The following is a 17,711-nucleotide window of genomic DNA, read 5'->3' as shown; positions in this document are numbered from 1 at the left end:
CGTGATCTGGACCTGGATTTGAGCCTGCACGTATTCTTCACATAGGATGGACCCAAGCGCGCCAGCCATGAGGGCCGGCGCGGGGATCCACGGGGCGCGCTCTGCGCGTTCCGAACGGGCGATCGCCGCCCACAGCCCAGGAAGGCAAGCGATGCAGGAATTCCTCAGCGTTGTGTTCGGTTTCCCGACCCTGCCGTACAGCATCGTACTGGCGGTATCGCTGATCTATTGGGGGCTTGCCGCATTTGGCCTGGTCGACGATGGCTTCGGCGATCTTGGCGCCGATGGCGCCCTCGACGGCGGCAACGATCTCAGCGGCCTGTCGGCCCTGTTGCAGCGCTTCGGCCTCGGCGGAGTGCCAGTCATGGTCGTGGTCACCCTGCTGGGTTTCTTCGGCTGGGCGCTGACCTATTTCATCCATCTTTTCGTGCTGCTGCCGTTGCCGGACCTGTTGCGCTGGACGATCGGTGCGGTCGTGGCCGTGCTGGCTCCCCTGCCTGCGGTGCCGGTCACCGCGCTTCTGCTGCACCCCATCCGCCGGTTCCTGCTGCGCCTGCGGCCGGTGGCCCAGGCCTCGTTGCTGGGGCGCGTCGGTGTGGTCGCCTCACCGAAAGTGGATGCCCGCAGCGGCCACGCCACCTTCGATGACGGTGGCGCCGGGCTGGTGCTGCAGGTACGCAGCGACATCGAACTGCAGCGTGGCGAGCGCATCGTGCTGGTCGAGCACGTGGCCGCACAACACCATTACCGGGTGGTCCGCGCCGATGCGGTCGCCCTCGACTTCCAGGACAACCTGCTTCCGGGCAACAAGGAGAATCACTGATGACGTTGGCAACCATGGCCCCCTTCCTGATCGGCGTGGCCGTCCTGCTGGTCGGGCTGCTCGGCCTGGCCGGCCTGTTCAAGGCCTTCTACCGCAAGGTCGACCAGGGCGTGGCCCTGATCGTCAACGACATGAGCTCCACGCCCAAGGTGCACTTCACCGGCGCGCTGATCATCCCGGTGCTGTACCGCGCCGAGCTGATGCGGATCAGCCTGATCACCCTGCAGATCGACCGCCGCGGCAAGGAAGGCCTGATCTGCCGCGACAACATGCGCGCCGATATCGCCGTGGCCTTCTATCTGCGGGTCAATGAAACCCAGGCCGATGTGTTGCGCGTGGCCAAGGCCATCGGCGCCGACCGTGCCTCGGACAAGCACGCCGTCGACGAGCTGTTCAACGCCAAGTTCTCCGAAGCATTGAAGACGGTCGGCAAGAAGTTCGACTTCACCGAACTGTTCGAGAAGCGCCAGGAATTCCGCGACGAGATCATCGCGGTGATCGGCAATGACCTGAACGGCTATGTGCTGGAGGACGTGGCGATCGACTATCTGGAACAGACGCCGAAGTCGCTGCTGGACCAGTTCAACATCCTCGACGCGCAGGGCATCCGCAAGATCACCGAGTTGACCGCCGCGCAGAACGTGGTGACCAACGAGCTGGAGCAGAACGAGAAGCTGGCCATCACCAAGAAGAACGTGGAAGCGCGTGAGGCGCTGCTGGCGCTGGAACGCCAGCAGGCCGAGGCCGAAGCCCGCCAGAAGCGCGAGATCGAGACCATCCGCGCGCGCGAGGAAGCCGAGACCGCCAAGGTGCAGGAAGAACAGCGCCAGCTGTCCGAGAACGCCCGTATCGAAGCGCAGCAGCTGATCGAGATCCGCGACCAGAACCGCCTGCGCGAAGTGGAAGTGGCCGAGCAGAACCGCCAGCGCGCGGTGGCCATCGAAGCCGAGCGCGTCGAGCGAGCGCGCCAGCTTGAGCAGGTCACTACCGATCGTGAAGTGCAGCTGCAGGGCGTGGAGCGTGACAAGGTGGTCGAGCAGGGCAAGATGGACGTGGCCAACATCACCCGCGAACGCATCTCCATCGACAAGACCGTGGCCCAGGAAGAAGAGCGCATCAAGGAAGTGCGCGAGGTCTCCGAGGCCGACCGCCAGAAGCAGGTGCTGATCCTGGAAGCCGAAGCGAAGGCGCAGGAAGCGCTGGTGCGCGAAGTGAAGGAAGCGCAGGCGCGCGAAACCGCCTCCAAGCACCGTGCCGTGGAGCTGACCACCCTGGCCCAGGCCGAGCACGAAGCGGCCGGCAAGCAGGCCGAGGCCAAGCGCCTGCTGGCCGACGCGTTCCGTGCCGAACAGGCCGCGCCGGGCCTGGCCGAAGCGCAGGTGCGTGAAGCCTCTGCGCTGGCCATCGAAAAGGTCGGTATCGCCGAGGCGCGGGTGATCGAAGCCAAGGCCGAAGCCAGCCTGAAGCAGGGCAGCAACGAGGCCCGCGTGCTGGCTGAGACCCTGCAGGCGCAGGCCCAGGGTGAGGAGAAGATGGGCCTGGCCCGTGCCACCGCCACCGAATCGCTGGGCAACGCCGAGGCTGGCGTGGTGCAGAAGAAGCTGCTGGCCGAGGCCGAGGGCCTGGTGCGCAAGTTCGAGGCCATCGCCTCGCTGAGCGACCAGGCACGCGGCCACGAAGAGTTCCGCATGATGCTGGACAACAGCCTGAAGCAGGCGCTGGCCTCGATCGAAGCCGGCAAGGAAGTCTCGCGCGAGAACGCCAACGTCATCGCCAGCGCGCTGCGCAACGCCGACATCGACCTGGTCGGTGGCGACGGTGGCATGTTCGAGAACCTGGTCAAGGCGGTGTCGCTGGGCAAGTCGATCGAAGGCTTTGCCGGCAAGAGCCCGATCGTGCAGGAGCTGATGCAGCGCTACCTGGGCGTGGCCGTGGCCGAGCCGGCACCGCGCCAGATCGCCGAGGACGCCGAAGCGGTGCCCACCGTGTCGGCCACCGTGGTCGACAGCGCCCGTTGATGCATCGGGCGATGGCCACGCCGCCATCGCCCGCCCGCGCCGGCCGCAACTGCGGCCGTTCGCCCGTGAGCCGGAAGCCTGCTGATGTCTGAAACCCATCCGACCGCCGAATCCACCGCAGCGGAGGCCGGCGGCACTACCGTCGACCAGGCCGTTGCCCAGGGCGGTGCCTACGAAGTCCTGCGCCGCCGCCTGGCCGAACAGGGCCAGCGCCTGCAGGGCCTGGCCGAAACGCTCAACCGCCAGCGCCTGGCCGAGTTCGGCGACAGCCGCCTGGAAGTGGTTGGGCGTTTCCGCATCCGCAGCGAGAACAACTGCGTCGGCCGCGACATCGTGCAGGTGGGTCCGGACCGCCTGCTGTTCGGCTACAACGTGTTCATCGGGCTGAAGACCCAGACCCGTATCGAGGACGTGTTCGGCCTGTACCGGCTGGTGCAGGGCAGTGATGGCTACGACGTCGCTGCGCTGGAGCTGAAGGGCAGCTTCCTCGACCAGCCCGGCTTCGTGCACGACTTCAATGAGCTGTACGCCTACTACAAGCACGCGCGCCTGCTGCAGCTGATCGTGGTCGGCGACAAGCTGCTGGCCTCGTTCCAGATCGGCGAGCGCAGCAGCGATGTGCGCGTGTTCCGCTGGGCGCTGTCGCGCGATGGTGAACTGACCTATCTGGATGCGCGCGGCGAACGTGACATCGCGCTGCCGCCGCCGTTCGACTTCGAATGGAGCAGGGCGACCCGCGACCTGGCGGTCAATGGCCGCCATTCGCACCTGAACATCCTCGACACCCTGTTCGTGGAAACCACCGGCGGCGACCTCACCATCAAGGTGGAGAACAACACCGAGACCGGGCAGGGCATCTACAGCGAACCGGTCGAAGACAGCACGCAGTCGCTGGACGACGCCCAGTTCGAATTCGCCCGCGTCGGTTCGCTGCTGCTGTTGAAGGTGCTGCCCTATCGCGAAACCGTGTGGCGTGGGCTGATCTACAACACGCTTACCGGCGACATCGTGCGCAACGATGCGATCGTGCAGGCCTGCGTGCAGCTGCCCGAAGACCACGGCGTGATCTTCCCGGGCGGCTACTACCTGCAGGGCGGCGAGCACAAGGCGTTCGACGCCTCGATGGCGGGCATGCAGTTCAAGCGCAGCATCCGCTCGCCCAACGGCGAGGACGTGCTGTACATCTTCTACGAACGCGAGGGCGGTCGCTCGGCGTTGTTCGTCTACAACACCATCCAGCGCGTGCTGCAGAACCCCGTGTTCGGCCACGGCTACGCCTTCCTGCAGGATGGGCGCATGGTGCTGTTCCATGCCGAAGGCACCGAACCGACCCGCATCCATCCGATGCAGGTGTGGCAGACGCCGTTCAGCAGCGACGAGTTCGCTGCCAGCCGTCCGCCTGGCAACACCTTCATGGGCCGCATCGGCAATGCCGAACTGGTGCGCGGCATCTCCAACCTGTTCAACCTGGCGCGCGAGATCGACGGCCAGGACGTGTCGGTGCAGCGCTACCAGCGCCTGGTAGCCGATACCCGCCGCCTGTTCGACACCCACCACTGGCTCGGTGACGAGGCCTGCGACGGTGCCGAAGCGCTGCTGCGGCAGATCAGTGCCACCGGCGAATCGGTGCTGGACGAATACGAGAAGGTGCAGTCGATCCGCCAACAGTCGGCGCAGGCGATGGTCGACGCCGAGGCCACGCACAAGGCCCTGCTGGGCCGCCTGCAGCCGCAGAACTGGAACGAGGTGCAGGCCTTCGTCGAGGCGCTGAACGAAATCACCGCGCTGCGCGGGCGGCTGCTGACCATCCGCGAGCTGCGCTATATCGATACCTCGCGCATCGAGGCCATGGCTTCCGAGCTGGTGCAGGCGCAGGACCGCGTCGGCGCGGCAACCGGTGAATTCCTGGCCGGCGATGCCGCACTGGCACCGCTGGGCAGCCGCCTGCAGGCGCTGGATGAAGCCGCGCAGCAGGCCAGCAGCGCCCGCCAGCTGGACGAGCAGCTGGACGGCATGCGCGGCATGGCCGCCGATCTGGACATGCTGTCCGAACTGATGGCCGGGCTGAAGGTGGACGATGCCACCGCGCGCACCCGCGTAGTTGAATCCATTTCCGTGCTGTACGGGCGGCTGAACCAGGCGCGTACCCGCGCCGAACAGCGCCGCCGCACCCTCGGTTCGGCGGAGGCCGTGGCGCAGTTTGCCGCCCAGTTCGCGTTGTTCTCGCAGTCCATCACCAGCGCGCTGGCGATGGCCAACGATCCGGAAAGGGCCGACGAACAGCTGTCACGCCTGCTGGTGCAGCTTGAAGAACTGGAGAGCCAGTTCGGCGAGCATGAGCAGTTCCTCGGCGACATCCTCAGCAAGCGCGAAGAACTGGTCGAGGCCTTCGAAACGCACAAGCAGGCGTTGCTGGACGACCGCCAGCGCAAGGCGCGTTCGGTGCTGGATGCCGCCAACCGCATCCTCGACGGCCTGGCCAAGCGCACCGAGCGTTTTGCCACCGCCGATGAACTCAATGCGTTCTTTGCCGGCGACCCGCTGATCCTCAAGCTGCGCGAGCTGGCCGAGCGGCTGCGCACCCTGCGCGACAACGTCAAGGCCGATGACATCGAGGCGCGCCTGAAGGGCGTGCGCGACCAGGCAGTGCGCCAGTTGCGCGACCGCAGCGACCTCTACGAAGCCGGTGGCAACGTGGTCCGGCTTGGCCCGCGCCACCGCTTCAGCGTCAACACCCAGGCCCTGGACCTGACCCTGTTGCCGCGTGGCGATACGCTGGCCATCCACCTGACCGGCACCGACTTCCTGGAAACCCTGCACGACCCGGAACTGGAGGCACTCAGGCCGTTCTGGCCGGTGACGCTGGATTCGGAATCCGATGCGATCTACCGCGGCGAATACCTGGCCGGCAGCCTGCTGCTGGCCGCACAGCAGGGCCACGATGGGCTGGACCTGGCGCAGCTGCAGCACGATGTTGCCACACCCGAAGCACTGGACCAGCGCGTCCGTGCCTTCGCTGCGCCGCGCTATCGCGAAGGCTACGAGCGCGGTATCCATGACCATGACGCCGCGCTGATCCTGCGCGCGCTGCTGCCCTTGCAGCAGTCTGCGGGCGCGCTGCGTCACGGCCCGCGGGTGCGCGCGCTGGCCCTGTTGTTCTGGGCGGCGCAGCAGCGCGAAGAAGCGGTACTGCAATGGCCCAGCCGCCAGGCCGGGGCGGAAACCATCGCCCGCCTGTTCGGCTCGGACGAAGGGCGTGTCGCCCTGCGCGCGGAAATGGCAGCTGCGCTTGGTGCGTTCGCGCAGTCGCAGTCGTTGCCCTTCGACGAAGACGCCGCCGAGGCGGCGGCCGCCTATCTGGGCGAAGAACTGGTCAACGGCGAACCCGTGTTCAGCACCAGCAAGCATGCCCAGGCCCTGCTGGAGGCCCTGACCCAGCAACTGGACCAGGCTGGGCAGCGCGAAGTACTGGAGCGCGCGCTGCAACGTACGCAGGATCCGCTGGCCGCACGCTGGGCACTGGCCGGGCAATGGTTGCGTGCGCTGGCCGGTCTGCCTGCACAGGCTGCGCATGCCGGTCATGCCGACGAGGCCGCTGCGCTGCTGCTGGTGCAGCGCCAGCTGCGCACGCGGGCCAGCGACGCGCCGCTGCGCGTGGACGTACCGGGCCTGCTTGGCGAACACCCGCGCATCCACAACGGCTCGCTGTCGCTGTCACTGGATGATTTCCTGGCACGCCTGCAGCACCACCTGAAGCGCTTCGTGCCCGATTTCCATGCCTACCAAGCTGTACGCCAGGGCATCATCAACCGCGAACGGCAGACCCTGCGCCTGTCCGAGTTCAAGGCGCGGCCGCTGTCTTCGTTCGTACGCAACAAGCTGATCAACGATGTCTACCTGGGCGTGATCGGCGACAACCTGGCCAAGCAGATGGGCACGGTCGGCGAGAACAAGCGCAGCGACCTGATGGGCCTGCTGATGATGATCTCGCCCCCGGGCTACGGTAAGACCACGCTGATGGAATACGTGGCGCACCGGCTGGGCCTGGTCTTCATGAAGATCAACGGCCCGGCGCTGGGTCACGAGGTGCGTTCGCTGGACCCGGCACAGGCGCCCGATGCCACTTCGCGGCAGGAACTGGAAAAGCTCAACCTGGCGCTGGAGATGGGCAACAACACCATGCTGTACGTCGACGACATCCAGCACACCCATCCCGAGTTCCTGCAGAAGTTCATTTCGCTGTGCGATGGCACCCGTCGCATCGAAGGCGTGTGGCGCGGCCGCACCCGCACCTACGACATGCGTGGCAAGAAGTTCTGCGTGGTCATGGCCGGCAACCCGTACACCGAGTCCGGTGAGGTGTTCAGGATTCCGGACATGCTGGCCAACCGCGCCGACATCTACAACCTCGGCGATGTGCTGGGTGGCATGGAAGCGTCGTTCACCCTGAGCTACATCGAGAACAGCCTGACCTCCAACCCGGTGCTGGCGCCGCTGGCCACGCGTGACATGGCCGACCTGTATGTGCTGGTCGATCGCGCGATGGGCAAGGACGTGTCCACCAATGGCCTCAGCCACGCCTACAGCAGCGCCGAGATCAACGAGATCACCGCCACCCTGCAGCGCATGCTGCGCGTTCGCGACGTGGTCTACCGGGTCAACCAGCAGTACATCGCCAGTGCCGCGCAGGACGATCGTTACCGTACCGAGCCGCCGTTCCGGCTGCAGGGCAGCTACCGCAACATGAACAAGCTGGCGGAGAAGATCTCGCCGGTGATGAACGAGGACGAGCTGCAGCAGTTGATCTCCGACCACTACCTGGGCGAGGCGCAGCTGCTGACCACCGGCGCCGAGGAGAACCTGCTGAAGCTGGCCGAACTGCGCGGCGTGCTGGATGAGGTGCAGTCGCAGCGCTGGGCTCAGATCAAGCGTGATTTCCTGCGCAACAAGGCCATGGGAGCCGACGACAGCGATGTCGGTGGACGCGTGGTCGCGCAGTTGGCGGACATCGCCAGCGCGCTGCAGTTGCCGCCGGCGGCGCCGGACGTGACGCCCGTTGCCGTTGCCGATCCAGCGCCGTGGCCGGCATTGCTCGAGGCCCTGCAGCGCCTCTCCGAAACACGCCCTGCACCCGCTGCGCCGGAGCCGGTCGCGGTGGCCCACAGCGCGCCGGCCACGCTGCTGGCCGAAGATCTGCAGGCCGGATTGGCGCCTCTGGTCGAACTGCTGGTGGCATCACAGGCGCAGCAGGCACAGGTGTCGCAGACCCTGGCGGCGTTCGCCGGTTGGGCGCGGCAGCAGGTCGAGCGCGGCGGTTCCAGCGGCGCGGTGCCGCCGCGTGCTCGCGTACGCCGTGCCACGACGCCGGAAGAACGCGCATTGGATGAAGCGCTGATGCGCCACTTCTACGGCGAGTCGCTGCCGCCGGAAGACGGCGAAGGCAGCCTGGCATCGACACCGCAGCCGCCGCCGCTGCCGTGATCCCGCAGGCGCCACTGCCGTCACCGGTATTGCCGGACACGGCCGATATCGCCGTGCTGGGCGATTACGGTACGCCGCTGCTGCAGGCACTTGCGCAGCGGGCCGTCATGTTGCCCTCGGTTGCGGGCGAAGGCCTGGTGGCCGCGCTGGCGCGTATCGCTCTGGCCCTGCAGGCGGGGAATCCTGCGCAGATCCGGCGACAGGAAGGCTGGTGGGGGCGCCTGCTTGGGCGCGATGTTGACCGCGAGGCGGAAGGGCATGTGCTGCAGTCGCAGCTGGGGGTGCTGGCCCTGCAGGCGCGCGAGCAGGCCCAGCACCTTCAGCATTACCAGCAGCAGCGAGCTCTGGCCATCGATGAACGTTCAGAAGCGGCCACAGCACTGGACGCCTGGGTCGAGCTGGGCGCATCACGGCTGGCGAAGTGCGACGCGGCCGGGCATGCCGCGCTGTCGCAACGGTTGGATCACCTGCGCCGGCTGGCGACCCTGCATCGCGTCGAAGCCGGTCAATGGCAGCTGCTGCAGGACCAGGACACGGTGCTGCTGCAGCGTTTCGCGCGCATCCATGATGTCCTGCTGCCCGCCTGGCGACAGGCCGCACTGGCCGACCAGAGCGCCGCAGGTGCTGCATTGGCGGGGAAGGCGGCTGCGCTGCACGCCCAGATCGATGACGAGGTTGCGGCCGCTCAGGCTAGACTGCGCTGAACCGGCCACAGCCGCTTACCCATTTCAAGGAGATCGCCCGATGGCCCAGGACAGTCAGAGCCCCGGCACGCTGGTACCCGCCAACACTGCCGTTTCCACGCTCGACGAAGGAACGCTGAAGGCACTTGGCCTGGTCCATGAGGATCTGCCGCGTATCGCCGAGATCCGCCGTGAGCTGGATGACCTGCGTCCAGGCAACCTGCAGGTGTTCGGTCGCGACGCCGCCAACCGCACCGCCGCGTTCTCCAGCCAGCTGCTGGACCAGGTGCGCAATCGTGATCTCGATGCCAGTGGTGAAAAGCTGGGCGAAGTCGTGCGCATCGCACGCAGCCTCAAGCTCGACGGATTCGCGCAGCGTTCCAGGGTGCCGTTGATTGGAGGCCTGATCGATCGGTTGCGCGCATCCAAGGGTGAACTGGTGCAGAAGTTCAGCGACACCAATGCGCAGATCGAGCAGCTGCTGGGAGACGTCGGCGCGCAGCAGGTGCTGATGGGCAAGCGTGTGGGCGAGTTCGACCGCATGCACGATATCGTCCGTGAGGAACGCCATGCCCTGGGCCTGTACGCCGCTGCGGGCAAGCAGCGGCTGGCCGAACTGCAGACCGAGCAGCTGGCCGGGCAGGGCAGTGAGGATCCGCAGCAGCGGATCCGCCTGGGCGAGGTCGAAAATGCGATCCGCCTGATCGACAAGCGGGTGTCCGACCTGCAGCTGATGCAGCATGCCGCCGACCAGTCGCTGCCGATGATTCGCTTGATCCAGGCCAATGCACTGCAGCTGATCGAGAAGTTCAACACGGTCCGCGAGATCACCATCCCGTCGTGGAAGCGCCAGTTCGCGATCCAGCTGTCACTGGGCGAGCAGAAGACCGCCACGGAGCTGGCCAGCGCCATCGACGACGCGACCAACGAACTGATGCGCCGCAACGCGGACCTGATGCGCCAGGCCTCGGTGGATACCGCACGCAGCAACCAGCGCGGCGTGATCGACGTGGCCACGCTGCGCCATGTTCACGACCAGCTGATCGCCACGGTGGAAGAAGTGCGCAGCATCCATCGTGAGGGGATGCAGCAGCGGCAGCAGGCGGAAGTGGAACTGTCGCGCCTGCGCGAAGACCTGCAGCAGCGACTGGCCACCCCGGCCGCCAGCTGAAAAAAGGGGACGGAGGGGATCACGTCGTCAGTGGCACAAACGACTTGATCCCTTCCGTCCCCTTTTCCATTGTCAGCGCAGTTGCTGGCTCGCCCAGTCCGCCAGTGCTTGCACGCGCGAGTTGGCCGGACCATCCGGCCATGCCAGTACCCAGAAGCCGCCGGTGGCGGCAAATCCCCAGGGCGCGACCAGGCGGCCCGCGGCCAGGTCCTCGGCCACCAGCGGCTCTGGCGCGATCGCCGGACCCAGCCCGGCTACAGCGGCTTCCAGCAGGTAGTACAGGTGCTCGAAGGCAGTGCCCAGCTGCAGCTTCGACACGTCCAGGGCGTGCGCCTGTGCCCATGCTGGCCATGCCTGCGGCCGTGAGCTGGTGTGCAGCAGCGTCTCCTGCAGCAGCGCCGAGGGCGGTGCATGCCGCAGGCGCTGCGCCGCCGGATGCGATGGTGCCACCACCACGCCAACCCGTTCCGGTGCCAACTCGCATACCTGCCAGCCCCGTGGCCACGGGCCCTGCGCCAGCAGCAGCACGGCGTCCAGCGCCGCCTGCGCTTCGGTGAAACTGCCATCCAGCGCCGACCACTGCAGGCGCACGCCGGGCAGGGCGGCCTGCAGCGCTGGCAGGCGTGGAATCATCCAGCGCGCCAGCACGCTGCCACTGCAGCCCAGTACCAGCGCTGGAGAGGCTGCCGGCCGTCGCAGTTCGCGCACGCAGTCTTCGATGCCGCTGAAGGCCTCGCCGCAGGCTGCCTGCAGGCGGGTGCCGGCGACGGTCAGGCGCAGGCCACGGCCGGCCCGCTGGAACAAGGCCAGGCCAAGGTGATCCTCCAGCAGCTTCAACTGCCGACTGACCGCACCGTGGGTGACGTGCAGATCCTGCGCGGCGCGACCAACGCCGCCGAGACGGGCCGTGGCCTCGAACGCGCGCAGTGCATTGAGTGGAGGCAGCAGGGAACGGCTCATGTGAGATTTCCTGACGATATGCGCCAGATAATATCCATTTTCCGGTCACGACCCGTGCGCTAGAGTATCCACCTGTCTGAACCATCGGTCGTATCCATGTCTGCCTCCCCCATTGCCGACTATCACGCTTTCCCGGATGCCCAGGGCCACTTCGGCCGCTACGGCGGCAGCTTCGTCGCCGAAACCCTGGTCGGCCCGCTGCAGGAACTGGCCCAGGCCTATGACCAGGCGCGGCAGGATCCCGCATTCCAGCTGGCCTACGACCGCGACCTGGCCCATTACGTGGGCCGGCCGAGCCCGATCTACCATGCTGAACGCCTGAGCGATCACGTCGGCGGCGCGCAGATCCTGCTCAAGCGCGAGGACCTGAATCACACCGGCGCGCACAAGATCAACAACACCATCGGCCAGGCCCTGCTGGCGGCGCGGATGGGCAAGAAGCGCATCATTGCCGAGACCGGCGCCGGCCAGCATGGCGTGGCCAGCGCCACCGTCGCCGCGCGGCTGGGCCTGGAATGCGTGGTGTACATGGGCGCCACCGACATCGAGCGGCAGAAGATCAACGTCTACCGCATGAAGCTGCTCGGTGCGACGGTGGTGCCGGTCACCTCCGGCTCGGCCACCCTGAAGGACGCGCTCAACGAAGCCATGCGCGACTGGGTGACCAACGTGCAGGACACCTTCTACATCATCGGCACCGTGGCCGGCCCGGATCCGTATCCGCGCATGGTCCGTGACTTCAATGCCATCGTCGGCCGTGAGGCGCGCGAGCAGATGCTGGCCGAGTTCGGCCGCCTGCCGGATGCGATCACCGCCTGCGTGGGCGGCGGCAGCAATGCGATCGGCCTGTTCCATGCCTTCCTCAACGACCGCCAGGTCGAGATCGTCGGCGCTGAAGCGGCAGGTGATGGCATCAGCACCGGCCGTCACGCAGCATCGATCGCTGCCGGTCGCCCGGGCGTGCTGCACGGCAACCGCACCTATGTACTGTGCGACGACGACGGCCAGATCATCGAGACCCATTCGGTGTCGGCCGGCCTGGACTATCCGGGCGTCGGCCCGGAGCACGCGTTCCTGGCCGATACCGGCCGTGCACGCTACCTCGGCATCACCGACGAAGAAGCGCTGCAGGCCTTCCACCTGCTGGCCCACACCGAAGGCATCCTGCCGGCGCTGGAGTCCAGCCATGCGCTGGCGCAGGCGATCAAGCTGGCGCGCGGTCGTCCGCGTGACCAGATCGTCCTCTGCAATCTGTCCGGCCGTGGCGACAAGGACGTGCACACCATTGCCGCGCGCGAAGGGCTGGTGCTGTGAGCGCGCTGTTGCGGAACAGTGGCGTGCTGCTGCTGGCGCTGGGGTTGGCCGCGTGCCAGCCGCCGGAGCCGCCGGTGCTGGCACCGGCCGCCAAGGCCACTACGCAGCCGGCACAGCAGCCGGCTGCGAATGATGACCTTGACCCGATGGCGCGTACGCCGATCGTCGATCCGCCGTCAGTGGAAGACACGGACAGCGATGGCGCGCCCGCGGTGGTCTCGGTGGCGCTGGACCATGCCGGCGAGGTGCTGATCGGCCAGCATATGGCCGATCTGAAGGCACTCGGGCCGTGGACCGCGCAAGGGGCCGTCGAAGCCATCGGTGGCAGTTGCGAGTACTACGACGGCAAGGGGCTGCCGCCTGGCGTGTCGATGATGACTGATGAAGATCGCGTCGTCCGTTTCGATCTAGGCCTGGATCCGGAGAGCGGGGCGCCGACCCAGCAGCCCGGTCCGTTCGGCCTGCGTGTCGGCATGACCCGCGCCCAGGCCATGGCCCAGTTCCCGAAGCCGCCGGTGTCCAGCCCGCATGCCTACGACGGTGACCAGGGCGAGTACCTCACCTGGCAGGACCCGGGTTCGGACCTGGGTATCCGCGTGGAACTGTTTGAAGGGAGGGTCACTCAGATGTACTGGGGAACCAGCGATGCGATTGAACTGATTGAAGGATGTGCCTGAAATGTCCGTATCCCGACTCGATGCCTGTTTCCAGCGTCTGCGCGAACAGCAGCGCAAGGCACTTATCCCCTTCGTCACGGCCGGTGATCCCTCGTTGGAGGCCACTGTGCCGGTCATGCACGCGCTGGTCGAGGCCGGTGCCGATGTGATCGAACTGGGCGTGCCGTTCTCTGATCCCATGGCCGACGGCCCGACCATCCAGCGCAGCTCCGAGCGCGCGCTGGCACGGGGCGCCGGCAGCCGTTACGTGCTGCAGGCCGTGGCGCAGTTCCGCGAGCGTGACGCGCAGACGCCGGTGGTACTGATGGGCTACCTGAACCCGGTGGAGATCCACGGCTACGCGGCCTTCGCCAAGGCAGCCGTGGAGGCCGGCGTGGATGGTGTGCTGCTGGTCGACCTGCCGCCGGAAGAGGCCGGTGAAGCGCAGCAGGCCTTCGATGCGGCCGGCCTGGCGCTGGTGCTGCTGGCCTCGCCGACCACCAGCGAGGCGCGTGCCGACAAGCTGCTGGCGCTGGCCCGTGGCTATCTCTATTACGTCAGCTTTGCCGGCGTCACCGGCGCCTCCGAGCGCCTGGACAGCGATGCCGCCAGTGCCCGCCTGCAGGCGCTGCGCGCGCGCGCCTCAGTGCCGGTGGTGGCCGGCTTCGGCATCAAGGATGCCGACAGTGCCGCTGCCATGGCCCGCCAGGCCGACGGCGTGGTGGTGGGCAGCGCGCTGGTGGCGGTGCTGGCCGAAGCGGACTCGGCGGGAGACGCAGCCCAGCGCGCCCGAACCTTCCTGGCCCCGCTGCGGCAGGCGCTGGACGCGTAACAGGACGGCCGGCCGCTGGCCGGCACTACCCATGGGTCTGTACGTAAGGGGCTGTCGGCCAGCGGCCGGCACTACCCATGGGTCTACACGTAACGGTTGCCGGCCAGCGGCCGGCGCTACCCGACACCTAAACGTACGTCCCAGCATGGTTTTTTCCAGCACCCCCATGCCCGGCAAGGGGGTGCACGGGCAGGGAAAGCGGAGCTAGACTGTCCGCCTTTGCGGCCCCTGGGCCGCCCTGAACGGAAGTGTCCTCCCGCATGAGTTGGCTCAGCAAGTTGATGCCGTCCGGCATCCGCACCGACAACACCCCCAGCAAGAAGCGCAGTGTCCCCGAGGGCCTGTGGGAAAAGTGCAGCAACTGCGGCAGCGCGTTGTACCGTCCGGAACTGGAAGAGAACCTGGAGGTCTGCCCGAAGTGCGGCCATCACATGGCGATCCGCGCGCGCGCGCGCCTGGCCGCCCTGTTCGACGCCGACAGCACCACCGAGATCGGTGCGCGCCTGGGTCCGACCGACCTGCTCAAGTTCAAGGACCAGAAGAAGTACAGCGAGCGCATCAAGATCGCACAGAAGAACACGGGTGAGTACGACGCGCTGATCGCCATGCGCGGCCTGCTCAAGGGCCGTGCGCTGGTCGCCTCGTCGTTCGATTTCGCCTTCATGGGCGGTTCGATGGGCTCGGTGGTGGGTGAGCGTTTCGCGCTGGCTGCTGAAACCGCAGTGGAGATCGGTGCGCCTTACGTGTGCTTCTCGCAGAGCGGCGGCGCGCGCATGCAGGAAGGCCTGTTCTCGCTGATGCAGATGGCCAAGACCTCGGCCGCGCTGGGCAAGCTGCGCGAAGCCGGCCTGCCGTACATCTCGGTGTTGACCCACCCGACTACCGGTGGCGTATCAGCGTCGTTCGCGATGCTGGGCGACATCAACATCGCCGAACCGCAGGCGCTGATCGGCTTTGCCGGCCCGCGCGTGATCGAGCAGACCGTGCGCGAGAAGCTGCCGGAAGGCTTCCAGCGTTCGGAGTTCCTGCTGGAGCACGGTGCCATCGACCAGATCTGCGACCGCCGCGAGATGCGCGACCGCCTGTCCGATCTGCTGGCGATGCTGGGTCGGCAGCCGGCGCCGGAGGTGGCTTGATGGGTGCTCGCAAGTACTTCGGTACTGACGGCATCCGTGGACGGGTCGGCCAAGGCGTGATTTCGGCCGACTTCGTGCTGCGCCTGGGCAATGCCCTGGGCCGTGTCCTGGTGGCCCAGCGTGGGCAGGACGGGCGCCGACCGATCGTGGTGATCGGCAAGGACACCCGCATTTCCGGTTACATGTTCGAGGCGGCGCTGGAGGCCGGCCTGGTCGCTGCCGGTGCCGATGTGCAGCTGCTGGGGCCGATGCCGACGCCGGCAGTGGCGTTCCTGACGCGCACGCTGGGCGTGGACGCCGGCATCGTCATCAGTGCCTCGCACAATCCGCATTACGACAACGGCATCAAGTTCTTCTCCGCCCAGGGCGAGAAGCTCGACGATGCCACCGAACTGGCCCTGGAAGCGGCACTGGACGTTCCGTTCACCACCGTTGAGTCGGAAAAACTGGGCAAGGCATCACGGGCGCGCGAGGCGGTCGGCCGCTACATCGAGTTCTGCAAGGCCAGCGTGCCGCGCACATTCGACCTGCGTGGCCTGCGCCTGGTGCTGGATTGCGCGCACGGTGCCACCTACCAGATCGCGCCGCTGCTGTTCCGCGAACTGGGTGCCGAGGTGATCGGCATCGGTGCCGAGCCCAATGGCGTGAACATCAACGCCGGCGTGGGTTCCACCCATATCGACAACCTGGCGGCCAAGGTCCGCGAGAGCCGCGCCGATCTCGGCATCGCGTTCGACGGTGATGGCGATCGCGTGCTGATGGCTGACGACCAGGGCAACCCGGTGGACGGCGATGACCTGCTGTACATCCTGGCCCGTGCGTGGAAGGCTGAAGGCCGCCTGCGCGGCCCGGTGGTCGGGACGCTGATGAGCAACTACGGCGTGGAGAAGGCGTTTGCCGACCTGCAGATACCGTTCGTGCGCAGCAACGTCGGTGATCGCTACGTGCATCAGGCACTGGTCGAAGGTGGGGGCGTTCTCGGCGGCGAGGCCTCGGGTCACCTGCTGTGCCTGGACCGGGCCACCACCGGCGACGGTATTGTCAGCGCCCTGCAGTTGCTGGTGGCACTGCGCAACAGCGGCCAGACCCTGCGCCAGGCGCTGAAGGGCCTGGAGCGGGTGCCGCAGAAAACGGTCAACGTGCGGTTGGGCAATGTCTCGGCCAAGGCCACGGTGCAGGCCGACAGCGTGCAGGCTGCGCTGGCGGCCGCGCAGCAGTCGGTTGCCGGTCGCGGTCGCGCGTTCCTGCGTCCGTCCGGTACCGAGCCGGTGGTACGGGTTACCGTCGAAGCCGATGATGCCGCGCTGATGCAGGAAACGCTGGATCGCCTGTCCGCTGCGGTGCGTGAAGCAGCGGCCTGAGTGCCGCGGGAGTCCAGCGTGTTGCACCCGACATGGCCGCGTTTGCGGCCATGTCGTTTTCTGGGGATGGTGACTGAACCGTGCGCGACCCGCGATCGCGTTCAGCTGCGGCTGTGCACTTTGTGACGCGTCGTGAACGGGCGTTTCCGACCGCTGGGTCCTGCCCGCATCAGCACGCGGGCAGGTGCGTTGGCATTGCACCTTGCGCGGCCTGTGACATCGCCCGCTGCCATTTCCAGGTGTCCCGGCACATGTCGGTGAGATCGTGACGCGCCTTCCAGCCCAGCTCGCGCAGCGCCAGCGAGGTATCGGCGAAGCTGACCGCGATGTCGCCATTGCGTCGCGGCACGATGCGGAACGGAATCCGCATGCCGGTGGTGAGCTCGAAGGCCTGGATCAGTTCCAGCACGCTGTGGCCCTGGCCGGTGCCAAGGTTGAGGGTGATGCTGCGCCGCTGGTCACGGAGGAACTGCAGGGCCAGCACGTGGGCGCTGGCGACGTCCTGCACATGGATGTAGTCGCGCACGCCGGTACCGTCATGGGTCGGATAGTCATCCCCGAAGACCTGCACTTCCGGCAGCAGCCCGGCGGCAACCTGCGCGATGTACGGCATCAGGTTGCTCGGCGTGCCATGCGGCAGCTCGCCGATCAGCGCGCTGGCGTGGGCGCCGACCGGGTTGAAGTAGCGCAGCGTCGCGACATGCAGGTCCTGGCCCGTTGCCGCCAGGTCGGCGAGCAGCTGCTCGACCACCAGCTTGGTGCGCCCATAGGGCGTCATCGCACAGGTTGAAGCGGTCTCGGCCACCGGGCAGTGGTCCTGGTTGCCGTACACCGTTGCCGAAGAGCTGAAGACCAGCAACTGCACGCCTGCATCCTGCATGGCGCCGAGCAGGGCAATCGAACCGCTGATGTTGCTGTCGAAGTACTGCAGTGGAATCCTCTGGGATTCGCCCACGGACTTGAGCGCTGCGAAGTGCAGCACGGCATCGATCGCGTGTTCCTGCATCAAGGCGGCCATGCGCGGTCGATCCCGGATGTCAGCCTGCACGAACACCGGTGCCGTGCCGGTGATCCGTCCGATGCGCTCGACCACGCTGGCGTCGCTGTTGCACAGCGAGTCCACGATGACCACGCCGTGCCCCCGCTGCTGCAGCTCCACGCAGGCATGCGAGCCGATGTAGCCAGCACCGCCGGTCACCAGTACGTTCATTGCCTTCACTGTTCCTTGGAGTCCATTCGAAAACCGGGTGCTGCCTTGATGAGGATGGACGTGGCC

The 17,711-nt window shown here is 67.1% G+C and carries 12 protein-coding genes; 10 read left to right on the top strand and 2 right to left on the bottom strand.

Annotated elements, in window-relative coordinates:
* Positions 1-151 precede the first annotated feature (151 nt).
* From ACZK4H_RS15290 to ACZK4H_RS15270, 5 genes are all read left to right on the top strand, one after another.
* On the top strand, positions 152-823 hold the full coding sequence (locus tag ACZK4H_RS15290; RefSeq protein ID WP_099554923.1) for an OB-fold-containig protein: 672 nt from the start codon (positions 152-154) through the stop codon (positions 821-823).
* Positions 823-2,841, top strand: a complete 2,019-nt coding sequence (locus tag ACZK4H_RS15285) for a hypothetical protein (protein WP_197577770.1) — start codon at positions 823-825, stop codon at positions 2,839-2,841. Before ACZK4H_RS15290 ends, ACZK4H_RS15285 begins: the two co-directional genes overlap by 1 nt.
* A gap of 84 nt (positions 2,842-2,925) precedes the next feature.
* The gene (locus ACZK4H_RS15280; RefSeq protein ID WP_099554921.1) at positions 2,926-8,322 is read left to right on the top strand and encodes a DNA repair ATPase; all 5,397 of its coding nucleotides are present in this window, start codon (positions 2,926-2,928) and stop codon (positions 8,320-8,322) included.
* The gene (locus ACZK4H_RS15275; RefSeq protein ID WP_099554919.1) at positions 8,319-9,026 is read left to right on the top strand and encodes a cell division protein FtsY; all 708 of its coding nucleotides are present in this window, start codon (positions 8,319-8,321) and stop codon (positions 9,024-9,026) included. Before ACZK4H_RS15280 ends, ACZK4H_RS15275 begins: the two co-directional genes overlap by 4 nt.
* A gap of 40 nt (positions 9,027-9,066) precedes the next feature.
* Positions 9,067-10,176 (top strand): toxic anion resistance protein, encoded by a 1,110-nt coding sequence (locus ACZK4H_RS15270; protein ID WP_099554917.1) that lies wholly within the window; start codon positions 9,067-9,069, stop codon positions 10,174-10,176.
* Between the two features lie 72 nt (positions 10,177-10,248).
* Here ACZK4H_RS15270 and ACZK4H_RS15265 read toward each other — a convergent pair whose 3' ends face one another.
* Complete coding sequence (locus ACZK4H_RS15265) at positions 10,249-11,136, bottom strand: LysR family transcriptional regulator (RefSeq protein ID WP_099554915.1); 888 nt, start codon at positions 11,134-11,136, stop codon at positions 10,249-10,251.
* Positions 11,137-11,232: 96 nt separating this feature from the next.
* On the opposite strand from ACZK4H_RS15265, the gene trpB reads away from it, so the two are divergent.
* The 5 genes from trpB (at position 11,233) to glmM (ending at position 16,435) form a co-directional block, all read left to right on the top strand.
* Positions 11,233-12,450 carry a tryptophan synthase subunit beta gene (gene trpB / locus ACZK4H_RS15260; protein WP_099554913.1) on the top strand — a complete coding sequence of 406 codons (1,218 nt, stop codon included), beginning with the start codon at positions 11,233-11,235 and terminating at the stop codon, positions 12,448-12,450.
* Entirely contained in the window at positions 12,447-13,127 is a 681-nt protein-coding gene (locus ACZK4H_RS15255) for a hypothetical protein (RefSeq protein WP_099554911.1), read from the top strand. Before trpB ends, ACZK4H_RS15255 begins: the two co-directional genes overlap by 4 nt.
* A gap of 1 nt (position 13,128) precedes the next feature.
* A complete protein-coding gene (gene trpA / locus ACZK4H_RS15250; RefSeq protein WP_099554909.1) occupies positions 13,129-13,938 on the top strand; it encodes a tryptophan synthase subunit alpha in 810 nt (269 codons plus the stop codon).
* Positions 13,939-14,198: 260 nt separating this feature from the next.
* On the top strand, positions 14,199-15,074 hold the full coding sequence (gene accD / locus ACZK4H_RS15245) for an acetyl-CoA carboxylase, carboxyltransferase subunit beta (protein ID WP_005410473.1): 876 nt from the start codon (positions 14,199-14,201) through the stop codon (positions 15,072-15,074).
* Positions 15,074-16,435 (top strand): phosphoglucosamine mutase, encoded by a 1,362-nt coding sequence (gene glmM / locus ACZK4H_RS15240; protein ID WP_099554907.1) that lies wholly within the window; start codon positions 15,074-15,076, stop codon positions 16,433-16,435. Before accD ends, glmM begins: the two co-directional genes overlap by 1 nt.
* Before the next feature lie 169 nt (positions 16,436-16,604).
* Here glmM and galE read toward each other — a convergent pair whose 3' ends face one another.
* On the bottom strand, positions 16,605-17,645 hold the full coding sequence (galE, locus tag ACZK4H_RS15235; RefSeq protein ID WP_099554905.1) for a UDP-glucose 4-epimerase GalE: 1,041 nt from the start codon (positions 17,643-17,645) through the stop codon (positions 16,605-16,607).
* Positions 17,646-17,711 lie beyond the last annotated feature (66 nt).

Source organism: Stenotrophomonas sp. 78350_Sma (assembly GCF_056482105.1).
Note: the sequence above shows the minus strand (reverse complement) of the source record. Positions and strands in the feature narration are given on the sequence as shown.